The sequence below is a fragment of the Alloyangia pacifica genome (assembly GCF_900116195.1).
GTDB lineage: Bacteria > Pseudomonadota > Alphaproteobacteria > Rhodobacterales > Rhodobacteraceae > Salipiger > Salipiger pacificus.
On sequence record NZ_FOZW01000006.1, the window covers coordinates 127,024 to 141,104 of the forward strand.

The following is a 14,081-nucleotide window of genomic DNA, read 5'->3' on the forward strand; positions in this document are numbered from 1 at the left end:
TCCGGCCAAGAGGGGGGCAGCGCCCCCCTTCCGCTCCGGCTCAGGCCGCGTTGCTGTTCGCTGCCTTGCGCGGCGCGTTCGAGTTGCGGTCGATGAAATCGAGCACCAGCGGGCGGATGTTGTTGCGCCAGCTACGTCCGGCGAAGATGCCGTAATGGCCCGCGCCCGGCTCGAGATGCTGGCCCTTCTTGCTGTCCGGCAGGCCGGTGCAGAGGTCCAGCGCCGCGACGCATTGGCCCGGGGCCGAGATGTCGTCATTGGCGCCCTCGACAGTCATCACAGCCACGTCGGTGATCTTGCCGATGTCAACCTTGTGCCCGTTCACCGTGAAGCTGTTCGAGGCGATCTCGCCGTTCTTGAAGATGCGCTCGACGGTCGAGAGGTAGAACTCGGCGGTCATGTCCATCACCGCGAGATACTCGTCGTAGAAGCGGTTGTGCGCGTCATGGTCCGACGCCTCGCCGCGGCAGACGCGCAGGATCTGTTCGGAGAAGGCCTTGGAGTGGCGCTCGGCGTTCATCGACATGAACGAGGCGAGCTGCAGGAGGCCGGGATAGACCGAACGTCCGACGCCGGCGTACTTGTAGCCGACGCGCTGGATCATCGTCTCCTCGAGCTGGCCCATGGTCACGCGGTGGCCGAAGTCGGTCACATCGGTGGGCGTCGCATTGGGATCGATCGGCCCGCCGATAAGCGTCATGGTGCGCGGCTGCGCGGCGGGCTCCAGCTCGGCGAGATAAGCGGTGGCGGCCAGCGTCAGCGGCGCCGGCTGGCAGACCGCGATCACGTTCGTGTCCGGCCCCAGCGCCCGCATGTAATCCATCAGGTAGAGCGTGTAGTCCTCGATGTCGAACTTGCCCTCGGACACCGGGATGTCGCGGGCGTTCTTCCAGTCGGTGACGTAGAGTTCGCAATCGGGCAGCAGCGAGACGGCGGTGGAGCGCAGCAGCGTCGCGTAATGGCCCGACATCGGCGCAACCAACAGCACCTTGCGTTCCTTCGGCGGGCGGCCGACCACCTCGAAGTGCACCAGATCGCCGAAGGCCTTCTCGACCACCGTGGTCGGCTCGACCACGTGGTCGCGGCCGTCGTTGCAGGTCACCGTGCGGATGCCCCAGTCGGGCTTGACCACCATGCGCTCGAAGGTGCGCTCGGTCACCTCGCCCCAGGCGGCCATCCAACCGATCATCGGGTTGGGGATGGCTGCGAAGGCCGGGTAGGACGCCATCGTCCGCGCCGTGGCCCCGAGCCACTGGTTGGTGTTCCGGAAGGTTTCCATCAGATCGTAGGTCGCCATTTGACGCATGATGCGTGTCTCCTGAGATGCGGTCGCTCACAGCGTCCGGCGTCTGCGTACCTCCCGTCACGCAATCGCCGCCGATCCGGACCCCGGATCAATTCGCCGCTTTGCCCCCCGCTCTGCCGCCGTTATTCTGCAACATGCCGAAAGTAGGGGGGATTCGACCTTATGACAACTACTCCGGGCACGGACGTCACGTCTGACCGCGCACGACTCGAAGCAAATATTGAGAAGATCGAAGTCCTTTCTCAACGTCTTATGGAAGCAATTTCGCGACGTAAGCCGATCAATCATGCGTTAAATGGCCCCGATCCTCTGCTCTACGGGAAGGCCGCACAGGCCTACTGGATGGAGTGGATGCAGAACCCGGCCAAGGTTTACGAGCAGCAGGTCTCCTATTGGGGCAAGGCGCTCAGCCACTACTTCGAGGCGCACTCGGCGCTGGCCGGCGGGCAGCTCACCCCGCCCGACGACACCGGCCCCCGCGACAAGCGGTTCTCCAACCCTCTCTGGGACAACCATCCCTACTTCAACTTCATCAAGCAGCAGTACCTGATTTCCGCCGAGGCGATTCACCGTTCGGTCGACGAGATCGACGACCTGGACCCCAAGGAAAAGAAGCGCCTGCGGTACTTCGCGCGGCAGATCGTCGACATGATGGCGCCGACCAACTTCTTCGCCACCAACCCCGACGCGCTGCAGAAGGCGCTGGAGACCGAGGGCGAGAGCCTGGTGAAGGGCATGGAGAACCTCGTCGCCGACCTAGAGGCGAACAACGGCGAGCTGGTGGTGCGGCTGGCCGACGAGAACGCCTTCAAGCTGGGCGAGAACATCGCCACCGCCGAAGGGGAAGTGGTCTACCGCAACCGCATGATGGAGCTGATCCAGTACAAGCCGACCACCGAGAAGGTCCGAGAGACGCCGATCGTGCTCTTCCCGCCGTGGATCAACAAATACTACATCCTCGACCTCAAGCCGCAGAACAGCCTGATCAAGTACATCGTCGATCAGGGCTACACGCTCTACGTGGTGAGCTGGGTCAACGCCGACGAGAGCTATTCCGACGTCGGGCTCGAGGATTACATCGACGACGGCTACCTCACCGCGATCCGCCTCGTGCGCGAGATGTGCGGCGTCGAGCAGATCAACGCCGTCGGCTACTGCATTGCTGGCACCACGCTGGCGCTCACCCTGTCGCTGCTCAAGCAGCGCGGCGACACCTCGGTGAAATCGGCAACCTTCTTCACCACGCTCACCGATTTCTCCGACCAGGGCGAGTTCACCCCCTTCCTGCAGGACGATTTCGTCGACGGGATCGAGGCCGAGATCAATGCCAGTGGCATTCTCAAGAGCTTCATCATGTCGCGCACCTTCTCGTTCCTGCGCTCGACGGACCTGATCTACACGCCGGCGATCCGCAGCTACATGATGGGCGAGACGCCGCCCGCCTTCGACCTGCTCTACTGGAACGGCGACGGCGCCAACCTGCCGGGGCGGATGACCATCGAGTACCTGCGCGGCCTGTGCCAGCAGAACCTCTTCTCGCGCGGAGAGTTCGAGATGAAAGGCCTCAAGCTCGACATCAAAGACGTCGACGTGCCGTTGATGTCGATTGCCGCCGAAGGCGATCACATCGCTGCCTGGAAGGATTGCTACCGCGGCGTGCAGAAGATGGGCTCGCGGTCGAAGACCTTCGTACTGTCCGAGTCCGGCCATATCGCCGGCATCGTGAACCCGCCGAACAAGAACAAGTACGGCCACTACGTGAACCCCGACCTCAAGCTCTCTGCCGACGATTGGCAGGCCGGGGCGACCTTCCACGACAAGCAGTCCTGGTGGCCGCTTTGGGAGGCCTGGCTGCGCAAACGCTCGGGAAAACTTGTGCCTGCGCGCACTCCCGGCGATTCGGCGCACAAGCCGCTGTGCCCTGCTCCGGGTGAATACGTTCGGGTGAAGGCCGCGTAACCTTACGTCAATTCAGGGCGTTGTGCGATTTTTGCTGCAATGCGGCGAAAATCCTTGAAATGCTGCACTGCAGCATTCATATTGAAGTCAGCCGATAGACAAAGCGCGGGGTGGGCCCGCCAGGCTGAATACGGGAATTTTAAGGATGGCTAAGACTCAAGACTTCACCGCCATGATGAAGGACATGATGGGCGCGTTCCCCGTGGACACCAAGGCCATGGACGAAGCCTTCAAGACCTCCGCGACTCTGAACGAGAAGCTCTCGTCGGTTGCTCTCGAAGCGGCTGAAAAGTCGACCGAGATCTCCGCCAAGTGGACCAAGGAAACGCTGGCAAAGCTCTCCGACATGTCCAAGGTCAAGAAAGAACCGGCCGACTACGCCAAGGCGATGACCGATTTCGCCTCCGCGCAGGCCGAAGTTGCCGCCGAGAACATGGCCGCCTTCGCCGAGATCGCGAAGAAGGTGCAGATGGACACCGTCGAGCTGATGATGGCCGCCGGCAAGGACTTCACCGAAGATGCCTCCGCCGCCGTCAAGAAAGCGACCGACGACATGACTGCCGCTGCCAAGAAAACCACCACGGCGGCCGCGAAGTAAGTCCGGTTTCGCCCCTTCTACTCCCGGGGGCGAACCACTGTTGCGCCACTCCTCTCCTCCCATGTTTCCGGCGCAATGCGTGGGGCGGGCTCATCAGAGCCCGCCCTTTTTCTTTTGCCGGCTCCTTTTCCGGTGGTCCTGCGACGCGGCGCGGCGGTCGGGGTCAGATGCCGAAGACCGGCCCCGCCAGCAGCCGCATGGCGAGAAACACCGCCGCGACGCTCAGCAGGTTGATGATGAAGCCCGCGCGCACCATGTCGCCCAGCGTCATCCGCTCATAGGAGAAGACGATCGCGTTCGGCGGCGTCGCCACCGGCATCATGAAGGCCATGGAGGCCCCCAGCGCCACCGGCACCATCAGCCATTGCGGGTCCACGCCGAGCCCCGCCGCCACCGCGCCGAGGATCGGCAGGAAGGTCGCCGTCGAGGCGGTGTTGGAGGTGATCTCGGTCAGGAAGATGATCGCTACCGCGACCACGAGGATCAACATCCACAGGTCGATGCCCTGCAGCGCAGCGACGCGCCCGCCAATCCACTCGGCAAGCCCGGTGGCATCGAAGGCCCCGGCCAGCGCAAGACCGCCGCCGAAGAGCATCAGCACCCCCCAAGGTAGCGTCCGCGCCACGTTCCAGTCGATCACGAAGCCGTCCCTGCGGCTCACCGGGATGGCAAAGAGCAGAAGCGCCGCCGCCATGGCGATGCCCGAGTCGGTGATCGGAAGGTTCAGCGCGCCGCGGAACACCCAGGCGAGCGCCGCCGCTGCGAAGACCGCCGCGACGATCTTCTCGCCGCGCTCCATCCGGCCCAGGTCGGCGTATTCGCTGTCGATCACCGAGCGCACCTCGCCCAGCTCCAACCCCTTCATCGGGAAGACGACGCGGGTCAGCACGAGGAAGGTCAGCGGCAGCATCACCAGCACCACCGGCACACCGATCAGCATCCATTGCAGAAAGCCGATCTCGACACCGAAGCTGTCCCCCAGCAGTCCCGCCAGCAGCGCGTTGGGCGGGGTGCCGATCAGCGTACCCACGCCGCCGATCGAGGCCGCGTAAGCCACCGCCAGCATCAGCGCGACCCCGAAGTTGTGCACCAGCTTCTTGTCCTCGACCCGGCTGTCGATGAACTCGATCACCGAGACGCCCACCGCGTACATCATCACCGCCGTGGCGGTGTTGGAGATCCACATGGACAGGAAGGCCGTCGCCAGCATGAAGCCCAGCACGATGCGCTGCGGCGTGGTGCCGATCAGCCGCACGATGAACAGCGCGATGCGCCGGTGCAGCCCCCAGCGCTGCATGCCTCCCGCCAGGATGAAACCGCCAAGGAAGAGGAAGATCAGGTGATTGCCGTAGCGCGCCGTCACTTCCCCCACCGGCTGGATGTCCATCAGCGGCAGCATGACGATGGGCAGCAGCGCTGTCGCGGGCAGCGGCACCGCCTCGCTCAGCCACCAGATCACCATCCAGAGCGTCAGCGCCACCAGATGCCAGGCAACCAGCGGCATCTCGGGCGGCGCCGGCAGCAGGTAGACCAGCAGCGCCGCCAGCGGCCCCGCGATCAGGGCCACGAGCTTGCCGAGCGAGATCATCTCGACCGTGCAGTCCTGCGGCGGGTGGTTGGGGTTTGTCTGCGCCTGCAACTCGCGTTCGCTGGGATCTGTCCGCATTCTCGGCTCCGCCATCGTGGTATGGTAGTCCGAGGTGCTGCACCAGCTTTCGCCCGGCAGGGCAAGCGGCGCGGGTCACAACTGCGCGAGTACGGTCCACGTCGGCTAGTAAGCGGCATGGAAAAAGGCGCGCCCCATGAGGATCGCGCCTTTCTGTTCGGTTGAACGCGAGCCGATCCGGCTCAGTTGACGATGGTCGCCTCGGTGGCGGCGCGCAGCTCGTCCTCGGTCACGCCCTCGGCGGTCTCGACGATCTTCAGGCCGCCCTCGACCACGTCCAGAACGCCGAGGTTGGTGATGATCCGGTCCACCACGCCCTTGCCGGTCAGCGGCAGGGTGCATTCCTTGAGCAGCTTGCTGTCGCCGTGCTTGTTGGTGTGGTCCATGACGACGATGACGCGGCCGACGCCCGCCACCAGGTCCATCGCACCGCCCATGCCCTTGACCAGCTTGCCCGGGATCATCCAGTTCGCGAGATCGCCGTTCTCGGCCACTTCCATGGCCCCGAGGATGGCCGCCGCGATCTTGCCGCCGCGGATCATCGCAAAGGACATGGAGCTGTCGAAATAGGAGGTCTTGGGCAGCTCGGTGATGGTCTGCTTGCCGGCGTTGATGAGGTCGGGGTCCTCTTCGCCCTCATAGGGGAAGGGTCCCATGCCCAGCATGCCGTTCTCCGACTGCAGCGTGATCTCCTTGTCGCCGACGTAGTTGGCGACAAGCGTCGGGATGCCGATCCCGAGGTTCACATACATGCCGTCTTCGAGTTCCTCAGCCGCACGCGCGGCCATCTGGTTACGATCCCAAGGCATTACACGTCCTCCCGCTTGCGCGTGGTGCGCTGTTCGATCCGCTTCTCGTGCTCGCCCTTGATGATGCGATGCACGAAGATGCCCGGCAGGTGGATGTGATCCGGGTCGAGCTCGCCCGGCTGCACGATCTCCTCCACTTCCATGACGCAGACCTTGCCGCACATGGCCGCCGGCGGGTTGAAGTTGCGCGCCGTCTTGCGGAACACGCAGTTGCCCGATGTGTCGGCCTTCCACGCCTTGACGATCGAAAGGTCGGCAAAGATGCCCTCTTCGAGGATGTAGTCCTCGCCGCGGAAGGTCTTCACTTCCTTGCCCTCGGCCACCACGGTGCCGACGCCGGTCTTGGTGTAGAAGCCGGGGATACCCGCGCCGCCGGCGCGCATGCGCTCGGCCAGCGTGCCCTGAGGGTTGAACTCGAGCTCCAGCTCGCCCGACAGGTACTGGCGCATGAACTCGGCGTTCTCGCCCACGTAGGAGCTCATCATCTTCTTGATCTGCTTGGTGTCGAGCAGCTTGCCGAGGCCGAAGCCGTCGACGCCGCAGTTGTTCGACGCGATGGTCAGATCCTTCACGCCGCTCTCGACCATGGCGTCGATCAGCAGCTCGGGGATGCCGCAGAGGCCGAAGCCGCCCGCCGCGATGGTCATTCCGTCGAACAGCAGCCCGTCCAGCGCCTCGGCGGCGGAGCCGTATACTTTCTTCATTTCGTCCTCCCGAAAGAAAGAGTCTGCGAGACTTGTCACCCGCGAAACATCCAGAGTCAACGAAGCCACCCGCCCCCGCCAGGGGCTTCTCGCCAAGTCATCCTCGCAGATGCAGCATGATGACGCCGCAATGCAGCATCACCTCCCGCCAGCGCCGCCGCAAGCCCCTTCCGCATGTCGAAAATATCCCCGCCGGAGGCGCAAGTGCACAGCCGGGAGGCATGAGAAGGCCCGCGCCAGGGGAGGCGCGGGCCTATGCCGAACTGCCAAAGGGACCCGATTACTCTTCCGAGTCGGCGGCCTTCTTGGCCGGGGCCTTCTTCGCCGTGGTCTTCTTGGCGGTGGTTTTCTTCGCGGTCGTCTTCTTGGCCGCGGCCTTCTTGGGAGCAGCTTTCTTCTTGCCGGACTTCGCGGCCTTCTCGGCGATCCACTCGAGCGCCTGCTCCATGGTCACGCTCTCGGGGTCGGTGTCCTTGGGCAGGGTGGCGTTCACCTTCTCCCACTTCACGTAAGGCCCATAGCGCCCGTCGAAGATGGCAATCTTGCCACCGTCCGGGTGATCGCCCAGTTCCTTCAGCGCCTTGGCCGCCGCACGCCCCCGCCCGCCGGGGTTGGCGCGCTTCTCGGCCAGCATCTCGACAGCACGGTTCATGCCGATCTCGAAGACATCCGCCGGGTCCTTGAGGTTCACGTAGGTCGGCTTCGCATCGTCGGGCAGCTGGTGCATGATATAGGGGCCGAAACGCCCGAAGTTGGACGACACCATGCCGCCCTCGGGATGCTCGCCCACCTCGCGCGGCAGCGACAGCAGCACCAGCGCCTTTTCCAGCGTCATCTCGTCCTTGGACCAGCCGCGCGGCAGCGAGGCGCGCGGCGGCTTCTTGTTCTCGGGGGTCGGCTCGCCGCGCTGCACATAGGGGCCGAAGCGCCCGGCCTTGAGCCAGATCTCGTCGCCCTGATCCTCGCCCAGCAGCCGCTCGTCCCCCTCGGCCCCCTCGCCCGCGATCGGGCGGGTGTAGGTGCACTCTGGGTAATTGCCGCAGCCGACGAAACCACCGGTGCGCGAGGTCTTCAGGTGCAGCTGGCCGGTGCCGCACTTGGGGCAGACGCGCGGGTCCGAGCCGTCTTCCCGCGGCGGGTAGAGCTGCGGCGCCAGCGCAGCGTCGAGCACGTCCAGCACCTCGGAGATGCGCAGCTCGGAGGTTTCGGAGATCGCCGCCGAGAAGTCGCGCCAGAACTTTCCGAGCAGCGCCTTCCAATCCATTTCGCCGGCCGAAACCTCGTCGAGCTCGTTCTCAAGCTCGGCGGTGAACTCGTAGCCCACGTATTTGCGGAAGAAGTTGAGCAGGAAGATCGTGACGATCCGGCCCTTGTCCTCGGGGATCAGGCGGTTCTGCTCTTTCTTGACGTACTCGCGGTCCTGGATGGTGGTGATCACCGAGGCATAGGTCGAGGGCCGGCCGATGCCCAGCTCTTCCATGCGCTTGACCAGCGTCGCCTCGGTGTAGCGCGGCGGCGGCTGGGTGAAGCTCTGGGTGCCCAGCACGGCGCTGTTGTCCGACAGGATCGACGACACACCCGAGGCGGCGGTGGCGCGCTCGGCGGCCTTCTCGTGCTGCGCCTTCAGCCCCGATTTGGCAAAACCGGCGTTCTCACCCTGCATGATCTGCGGCAGGCGCTTGTCGTCATCATCCGCGACATCGTCGCGGCCCTCTTCGTAGATCTTCAGGAATCCGTCGAAGACGATGACCTGGCCGGTGGCGCGCAGGCCGACCTGCTGGTCGTCCGAGCCGATCTCGACGGTGGTCCGCTCGAGCTTGGCGGCCTCCATCTGACAGGCCAGCGTCCGCTTCCAGATCAGGTCGTAGAGCTTGCGCTGGTCGTCCTCGCGCAGTTTCAGCTCCGACGCATCCTTGGTCATGTCGGTGGGGCGGATGCACTCGTGCGCTTCCTGTGCGTTCTTGGCCTTGTTCTTGTAGATGCGCGGGCTGCCCGGCACGTATTCCTTGCCGAAACGGTCGCCGATGGCCTCACGGCAGGCGGTCACCGCCTCGGGGGCCATGTCGATGCCGTCGGTCCGCATATAGGTGATGTGCCCCGCCTCGTAGAGCCGCTGCGCCGCATTCATGCAGGCGCGCGCGCCCATGCCGAACTTGCGGCTCGCCTCCTGCTGCAGGGTCGAGGTCATGAAGGGCGCCGAAGGGTTGCGGGTGCTGGGCCGCGCCTCGACCGACAGAATTTTCAACGCGCGCTTGGAAACCGCCTGCACCGCCATCTCGGCCTGCGTGGCATTTTCCAGGTCGTAGCGGTCCAGCTTCTTGCCCGCGAGCGTGGTCAGCCGGGCCTCGAACTCCTGGCCGCGCGGGGTCGAGAGCAGCGCCTTCACCTGCCAGTATTCGCGCGGGTTGAAGGCCTCGATCTCCATCTCGCGCTCGACGATGAGCCGAAGGCAGACCGACTGCACGCGGCCCGCCGAGCGCGCGCCCGGCAGCTTGCGCCAGAGCACCGGCGAGAGGTTGAAGCCGACGAGGTAGTCGAGCGCGCGGCGGGCGAGATAGGCCTCGACCAGCGGCGCATCGATCTCGCGCGGGTTCTTCATCGCCTCGGTGACGGCCGCCTTGGTGATCGCGTTGAAGGTCACGCGGCTGACCGCCGTATCCTTCTTGATCGAGCGGCGCTTGGTCAGCGCCTCTTTCAGGTGCCAGGAGATCGCTTCACCCTCGCGATCAGGGTCGGTCGCGAGAATGAGCGCGTTGTCGCTTTTCAGCGCCTCGGCAATCGCGGAGACGTGCTTGCGCGAGTCGTTGGCGATTTCCCATTTCATGTCGAAATCGTGCTCGGTGTCGACCGATCCGTCCTTCGGAGGCAGGTCGCGCACGTGGCCGTAGGAGGCGAGCACCGTGTAGTCGGATCCCAGATACTTGTTGATTGTCTTGGCCTTGGCCGGGGATTCGACGACGACGACGGGCATTAATAAGACCTCATTGCAACGCTGTGCTCAAAACGGCTTGCCTGCCGCTATGGCGGCGCAACATGTGGGACGCAAGGGGGAAATGTCAATGTGGTGCGCTCGCGAGTCGCCTTCACCACAGGGCGATTGCCGCGATTCCGCGCGCTTGCGCTGCTCAGGAGCGACGGCTGAGCAGCCCGCCGGGACGGCGTTCGAGCTGCCCCTCGAGCTCCAGGTCGGTGAGCGCCGGGGCGATCTGCGCCACCGTACTGCCGAGGTCGCGGATCACCTGATCCTCGGCGACCGGCACCGGTCCGAGACGGTCGAGGATGCGCTGGTGCAGCGCCAGCGTCTCGGAGCGGCTGCGGCGCTCGGGCGGTGGCGGCGGCACCTCCACGATGGCGTCCGGAGCGGCGTGCGATGCGTCGATGGGGTGCAGTGGGGCCAGCGCCTCGATCACGTCCTCGGCATGGCGCACCAGACGCGCGCCGTCGCGCAGCAAAAGGTTGCATCCCCCCGCCCGCCCGTCGAGCGGGTGACCGGGCACGGCCATGACCTCGCGACCCTGGTCGAGCGCGCAGCGCGCGGTGATCAGCGAGCCCGACTTCACCGCCGCCTCGACCACCACCACGCCCTGCGCCATTCCCGAGACGATGCGATTGCGGGTCGGAAAATGCCGGGCCTGCGGCTGCACGCCCGGGGGCTGTTCCGACAGCAGCGCGCCCTGGTCCCGCAACTTGGCGGCGAGCAGGGCATTTTCCTTGGGGTAGACCACGTCGACCCCGCCAGCCATGACCGCCGCAGTGCCGCCCGCCGCACCAACCTCCGCTCCAGCCTCCAGCGCCGCGCGATGCGCCTCTGCATCAATGCCGCGTGCCAGGCCGGAGACCACCAGCCAGCCCGCTTCGGCGAGGCCGCGGGCCAGCAATCGCGCCGTGCGTGCGCCGAGTGAAGAAGCATTGCGCGCGCCGACAAGGGCGACCGCCGGGCGGCGCATCAACGCGCCTTGCCCGATCATCCAGAGCATGGGCGGCGCGTCTTCGAGTTCCCTGAGTCCCGGCGGATAGTCGGGACCGCCGTGAAAGAGCAACCTTGCCCCGGCGCGGGCACCCGCCTCCATCTCCGCATGCACCACGCCCTCGGGGCAGACCCTGTACCCCTCGACCCCGGCACGCGCCGCCACCTCGGGCAAGGCGGCCAATCCGCCTGCGGCCGAGCCGTGTTCCGACAGCAGTCGCCAGAAGGTCGTCGGCCCGACACGGCGCGAGCGCAAGAGACGGAGCCAATCCAGCCGGTCGGCTTCCGTGGTGGGTGGGAGTGGGGGGTGTTTGGAAGTCTGTCCTGGCCCGGTCATCCTGATCCCGCCTCTTGCAGGATCCTCTCTACCCCAAGACTGGTTAAGCAAGCATGAAGCGCACAGCGCCCCCGCTCTGTCCTTCTTCTCTTCGCAAATACGCCGGGGAGCGCGAGGGGCAGCGCCCCTCGCTTCTTCCGGTGCGACGACCGCGCCGCGACTGGCAGCCTCAGCTGCCGGCGCCGCCCACGGTCAGGCCTCCGATCATCACCGTCGGCTGGCCGACGCCCACCGGAACCCATTGCCCCTGCTTGCCGCAGTTGCCCATCCCCGGATCCAGCGCCATGTCATTGCCGAGCGCCCGCACGTGCTGCAGCGCCGTGGCACCGTCGCCAATCAACGTGGCCCCCTTCACCGGCGCGCCGACCTTGCCGTTCTTCACCCGGTAGGCCTCGGTGCAGGAGAAGACGAACTTGCCGTTGGTGATGTCCACCTGGCCGCCGCCGAAGCCCACGGCCCAGATGCCGTCCTTGAGATCCGCGACGATGTCCTGCGGGTCGGCGTCGCCGCCCTCCATGATCGTATTGGTCATCCGCGGCATCGGCGCATGGGCATAGCTCTCGCGGCGGCCGTTGCCGGTGGCCTCGACGCCCATCAGCCGGGCGTTCTGCCGGTCCTGCATGTAGCCCACGAGAATGCCGTCCTCGATCAGCACGTTGCGCGCCGAGGGCGTGCCCTCGTCGTCCACCGAGATCGAGCCGCGGCGGTCGGGCATTGTGCCGTCATCGACCACGGTGACCCCGGGCGCGGCGACGCGCTGCCCCATGAGCCCCGCGAAGGCCGAGCTGCCCTTGCGGTTGAAATCGCCCTCGAGCCCGTGGCCCACCGCCTCGTGCAGCAGGATGCCCGGCCAGCCCGGTCCGAGCACGATGTCCATGACCCCCGCCGGCGCATCCTCGGCCCGCAAGTTGACCAGCGCCACGCGCAGCGCCTCGCGCGCCTGCCCCTGCCACGACGACGGCTCCAGCAGCCCGTCCAGCAGGTAGCGCCCGCCGCCCGAGGCGGCGCCTTGCTCGCGGCGGCCGTTTTCCTCGACGATGACGCTCACCGTGACGCGGGTCATCGGTCGCACGTCCGACACCAGCCCGCCCTCGGGGCGCAGGATTGCGACCTCCTGGCAGGAGGCGGCAATCGTGGCGGTCACCTGCACCACGCGCGGATCGAGATCGCGGGCGAAGGCGTCGATCTCGCGCAGGGTCTCGAGCTTCACCGAGAAGCTGTGCCCGGCGATCGGATCGGCATCGGTGTAGAGCTTGCGGTTGGTGCCCGCGGGCGGAGGGGCGAGCACGCCGCCGCCATCGCCGACCGCGAGCCGCGCGGTCTCGACGGCGCGAGAGATGGCCTGCTCGGAGATCTCTGTGGAATGGGCGTAGCCCGCCACCTCGCCGCGCACCGCGCGCAGGCCGAAGCCCTCGGAGGCGTCGTAGCTGGCGGTCCTGATTCGCCCGTCGTCGAGCACCAGCGCCTCGCCCCTGCGTCTTTCGAGGAACAACTCGCCGTCATCCGCCCCCGCGACAGCATTACGCAGCTGCCCCAGCGTGCGGTCCAGATCGAGGGCGGTTTCAAAGGGCCGGAAGGGGCTTTCGCTCATGTCATTGTCCTTTTAGATTTGATCTGGATCAAAAAAGTGCGCTTTTGCCGCAAGCGTTCATCTTTATTTGATGGGCGCAATGTGCTTTTTAAAGTCCACAACAACAGGGAGGAGGCTCTTCGGGCGGCGGCTCGGGGGATGAATCCTCCTGTCCGCAGAGAAGAATGACAACCGGATCAGGTGATACATGCGTAAACTTTCGATGCTGAAGGGCCTCGCGACCGGCACCCTCGCCGCAGCTCTCGCCGCTGTGCAGGCAGCGCCCGCCCTGGCGCAGGATTCGCTGGAACTTGTCGGCCACCCGAAGGCGGGCGGGACCGGCTTCCAGCCCGCCTCGACCGAGCTGGCGCGCGACCTGCAATGGCTCGACGGGATGCTGCTCGTGATCATCACCGCGATCTGTATCCTCGTTATCGCGCTGCTCGCCTTCGCAGTGCTGCGTTTCAACAGCAAGTCCAATCCGAACCCAAAGAGCTTCACCCACAACTCCCCGCTGGAGATCGCCTGGACCCTGGGTCCGATCGTGATCCTCGTGGTGATCGGTGCCTTCTCGCTGCCGGTCCTGTTCAAGCAGCAGGAAATCCCCGAGGGCGACGTGGTCATCAAGGTGACTGGCTACCAGTGGTACTGGGGCTATGAATACGTCGGCACCGACCTTGGCTACGAAGGCTACATGATCGGCGCACCCGCCACCGGTGGCGACAACCGCATGAACCCCGAGGTCTCTGCCCAACTGCAGGAAGCCGGCTACAGCGACAGCGAGTTCCTGCTCGCCACCGACAGCGCCGTGGTCGTGCCCGTCGGCAAAACCGTGGTCATGCAGGTGACCGGGGCCGACGTGATCCACTCCTGGACCATCCCGGCCTTCGGCGTGAAGCAGGACGCCGTCCCCGGCCGTATCGCCGAGCTTTGGTTCAAGCCCGAGCGCGAAGGCGTGTTCTTCGGCCAGTGCTCGGAGCTTTGCGGCATCAGCCACGCCTACATGCCGATCACCGTCAAGGTGGTCAGCCAGGAGGTCTATGACGCCTGGCTCGCCGCCTCGCAGGACGAGGGCGGCTACGTCGACGTGCGCCAGTTCCTGGCGGCGTCCTAACCCTTTGCAACAAGGCGACGCGCCCCGAGGAGGAGGGCGCGCCGCCAAGAC

General features: G+C 65.8%; 10 protein-coding genes. 3 read left to right on the forward strand and 7 right to left on the reverse strand.

Annotation, left to right across the window (positions count from 1 at the left end):
• Positions 1-40: 40 nt before the first annotated feature.
• The gene (phaZ, locus tag BM397_RS13880) at positions 41-1,306 is read right to left on the reverse strand and encodes a polyhydroxyalkanoate depolymerase (RefSeq protein WP_092425195.1); all 1,266 of its coding nucleotides are present in this window, start codon (positions 1,304-1,306) and stop codon (positions 41-43) included.
• A 162-nt stretch (positions 1,307-1,468) separates the two neighbouring features.
• Here phaZ and BM397_RS13885 point away from each other — a divergent pair, with 162 nt between their 5' ends.
• Positions 1,469-3,265: a PHA/PHB synthase family protein gene (locus BM397_RS13885; RefSeq protein ID WP_092425193.1), complete on the forward strand. Its 1,797-nt coding sequence runs from the start codon at positions 1,469-1,471 to the stop codon at positions 3,263-3,265.
• A gap of 145 nt (positions 3,266-3,410) precedes the next feature.
• Positions 3,411-3,863: a phasin family protein gene (locus tag BM397_RS13890; protein WP_092425191.1), complete on the forward strand. Its 453-nt coding sequence runs from the start codon at positions 3,411-3,413 to the stop codon at positions 3,861-3,863.
• A 163-nt stretch (positions 3,864-4,026) separates the two neighbouring features.
• Here the strand turns inward: BM397_RS13890 and BM397_RS13895 are convergent, their stop codons facing one another.
• From BM397_RS13895 to tldD, 6 genes are all read right to left on the reverse strand, one after another.
• Complete coding sequence (locus BM397_RS13895; RefSeq protein WP_092425188.1) at positions 4,027-5,529, reverse strand: SLC13 family permease; 1,503 nt, start codon at positions 5,527-5,529, stop codon at positions 4,027-4,029.
• A gap of 182 nt (positions 5,530-5,711) precedes the next feature.
• Positions 5,712-6,338, reverse strand: coding sequence for a CoA transferase subunit B (locus tag BM397_RS13900; RefSeq protein WP_092425186.1), 627 nt, complete (start codon positions 6,336-6,338; stop codon positions 5,712-5,714).
• Positions 6,338-7,042, reverse strand: a complete 705-nt coding sequence (locus tag BM397_RS13905; RefSeq protein WP_092425184.1) for a CoA transferase subunit A — start codon at positions 7,040-7,042, stop codon at positions 6,338-6,340. The genes BM397_RS13900 and BM397_RS13905 overlap by 1 nt, the downstream gene beginning before the upstream one ends.
• Before the next feature lie 280 nt (positions 7,043-7,322).
• Positions 7,323-10,013, reverse strand: coding sequence for a type I DNA topoisomerase (gene topA / locus BM397_RS13910; RefSeq protein ID WP_092425181.1), 2,691 nt, complete (start codon positions 10,011-10,013; stop codon positions 7,323-7,325).
• A 154-nt stretch (positions 10,014-10,167) separates the two neighbouring features.
• A complete protein-coding gene (dprA, locus tag BM397_RS13915) occupies positions 10,168-11,346 on the reverse strand; it encodes a DNA-processing protein DprA (protein WP_092425179.1) in 1,179 nt (392 codons plus the stop codon).
• A 169-nt stretch (positions 11,347-11,515) separates the two neighbouring features.
• On the reverse strand, positions 11,516-12,937 hold the full coding sequence (gene tldD / locus BM397_RS13920) for a metalloprotease TldD (RefSeq protein WP_092425177.1): 1,422 nt from the start codon (positions 12,935-12,937) through the stop codon (positions 11,516-11,518).
• 187 nt (positions 12,938-13,124) lie between these two features.
• Between tldD and coxB the strand changes: the two genes are divergently transcribed.
• A complete protein-coding gene (coxB, locus tag BM397_RS13925) occupies positions 13,125-14,030 on the forward strand; it encodes a cytochrome c oxidase subunit II (RefSeq protein WP_092425175.1) in 906 nt (301 codons plus the stop codon).
• Positions 14,031-14,081: the final 51 nt, after the last annotated feature.

What these genes read in the sequence shown, in the direction of transcription:
- phaZ (WP_092425195.1), bottom strand. Translation starts at nt 1,306, where the DNA reads ATGCGTCAAATGGCGACCTACGATCTGATGGAAACCTTCCGGAACACC.
- BM397_RS13885 (WP_092425193.1), top strand. Translation starts at nt 1,469, where the DNA reads ATGACAACTACTCCGGGCACGGACGTCACGTCTGACCGCGCACGACTC.
- BM397_RS13890 (WP_092425191.1), top strand. Translation starts at nt 3,411, where the DNA reads ATGGCTAAGACTCAAGACTTCACCGCCATGATGAAGGACATGATGGGC.
- BM397_RS13895 (WP_092425188.1), bottom strand. Translation starts at nt 5,529, where the DNA reads ATGCGGACAGATCCCAGCGAACGCGAGTTGCAGGCGCAGACAAACCCC.
- BM397_RS13900 (WP_092425186.1), bottom strand. Translation starts at nt 6,338, where the DNA reads ATGCCTTGGGATCGTAACCAGATGGCCGCGCGTGCGGCTGAGGAACTC.
- BM397_RS13905 (WP_092425184.1), bottom strand. Translation starts at nt 7,042, where the DNA reads ATGAAGAAAGTATACGGCTCCGCCGCCGAGGCGCTGGACGGGCTGCTG.
- topA (WP_092425181.1), bottom strand. Translation starts at nt 10,013, where the DNA reads ATGCCCGTCGTCGTCGTCGAATCCCCGGCCAAGGCCAAGACAATCAAC.
- dprA (WP_092425179.1), bottom strand. Translation starts at nt 11,346, where the DNA reads ATGACCGGGCCAGGACAGACTTCCAAACACCCCCCACTCCCACCCACC.
- tldD (WP_092425177.1), bottom strand. Translation starts at nt 12,937, where the DNA reads ATGAGCGAAAGCCCCTTCCGGCCCTTTGAAACCGCCCTCGATCTGGAC.
- coxB (WP_092425175.1), top strand. Translation starts at nt 13,125, where the DNA reads ATGCGTAAACTTTCGATGCTGAAGGGCCTCGCGACCGGCACCCTCGCC.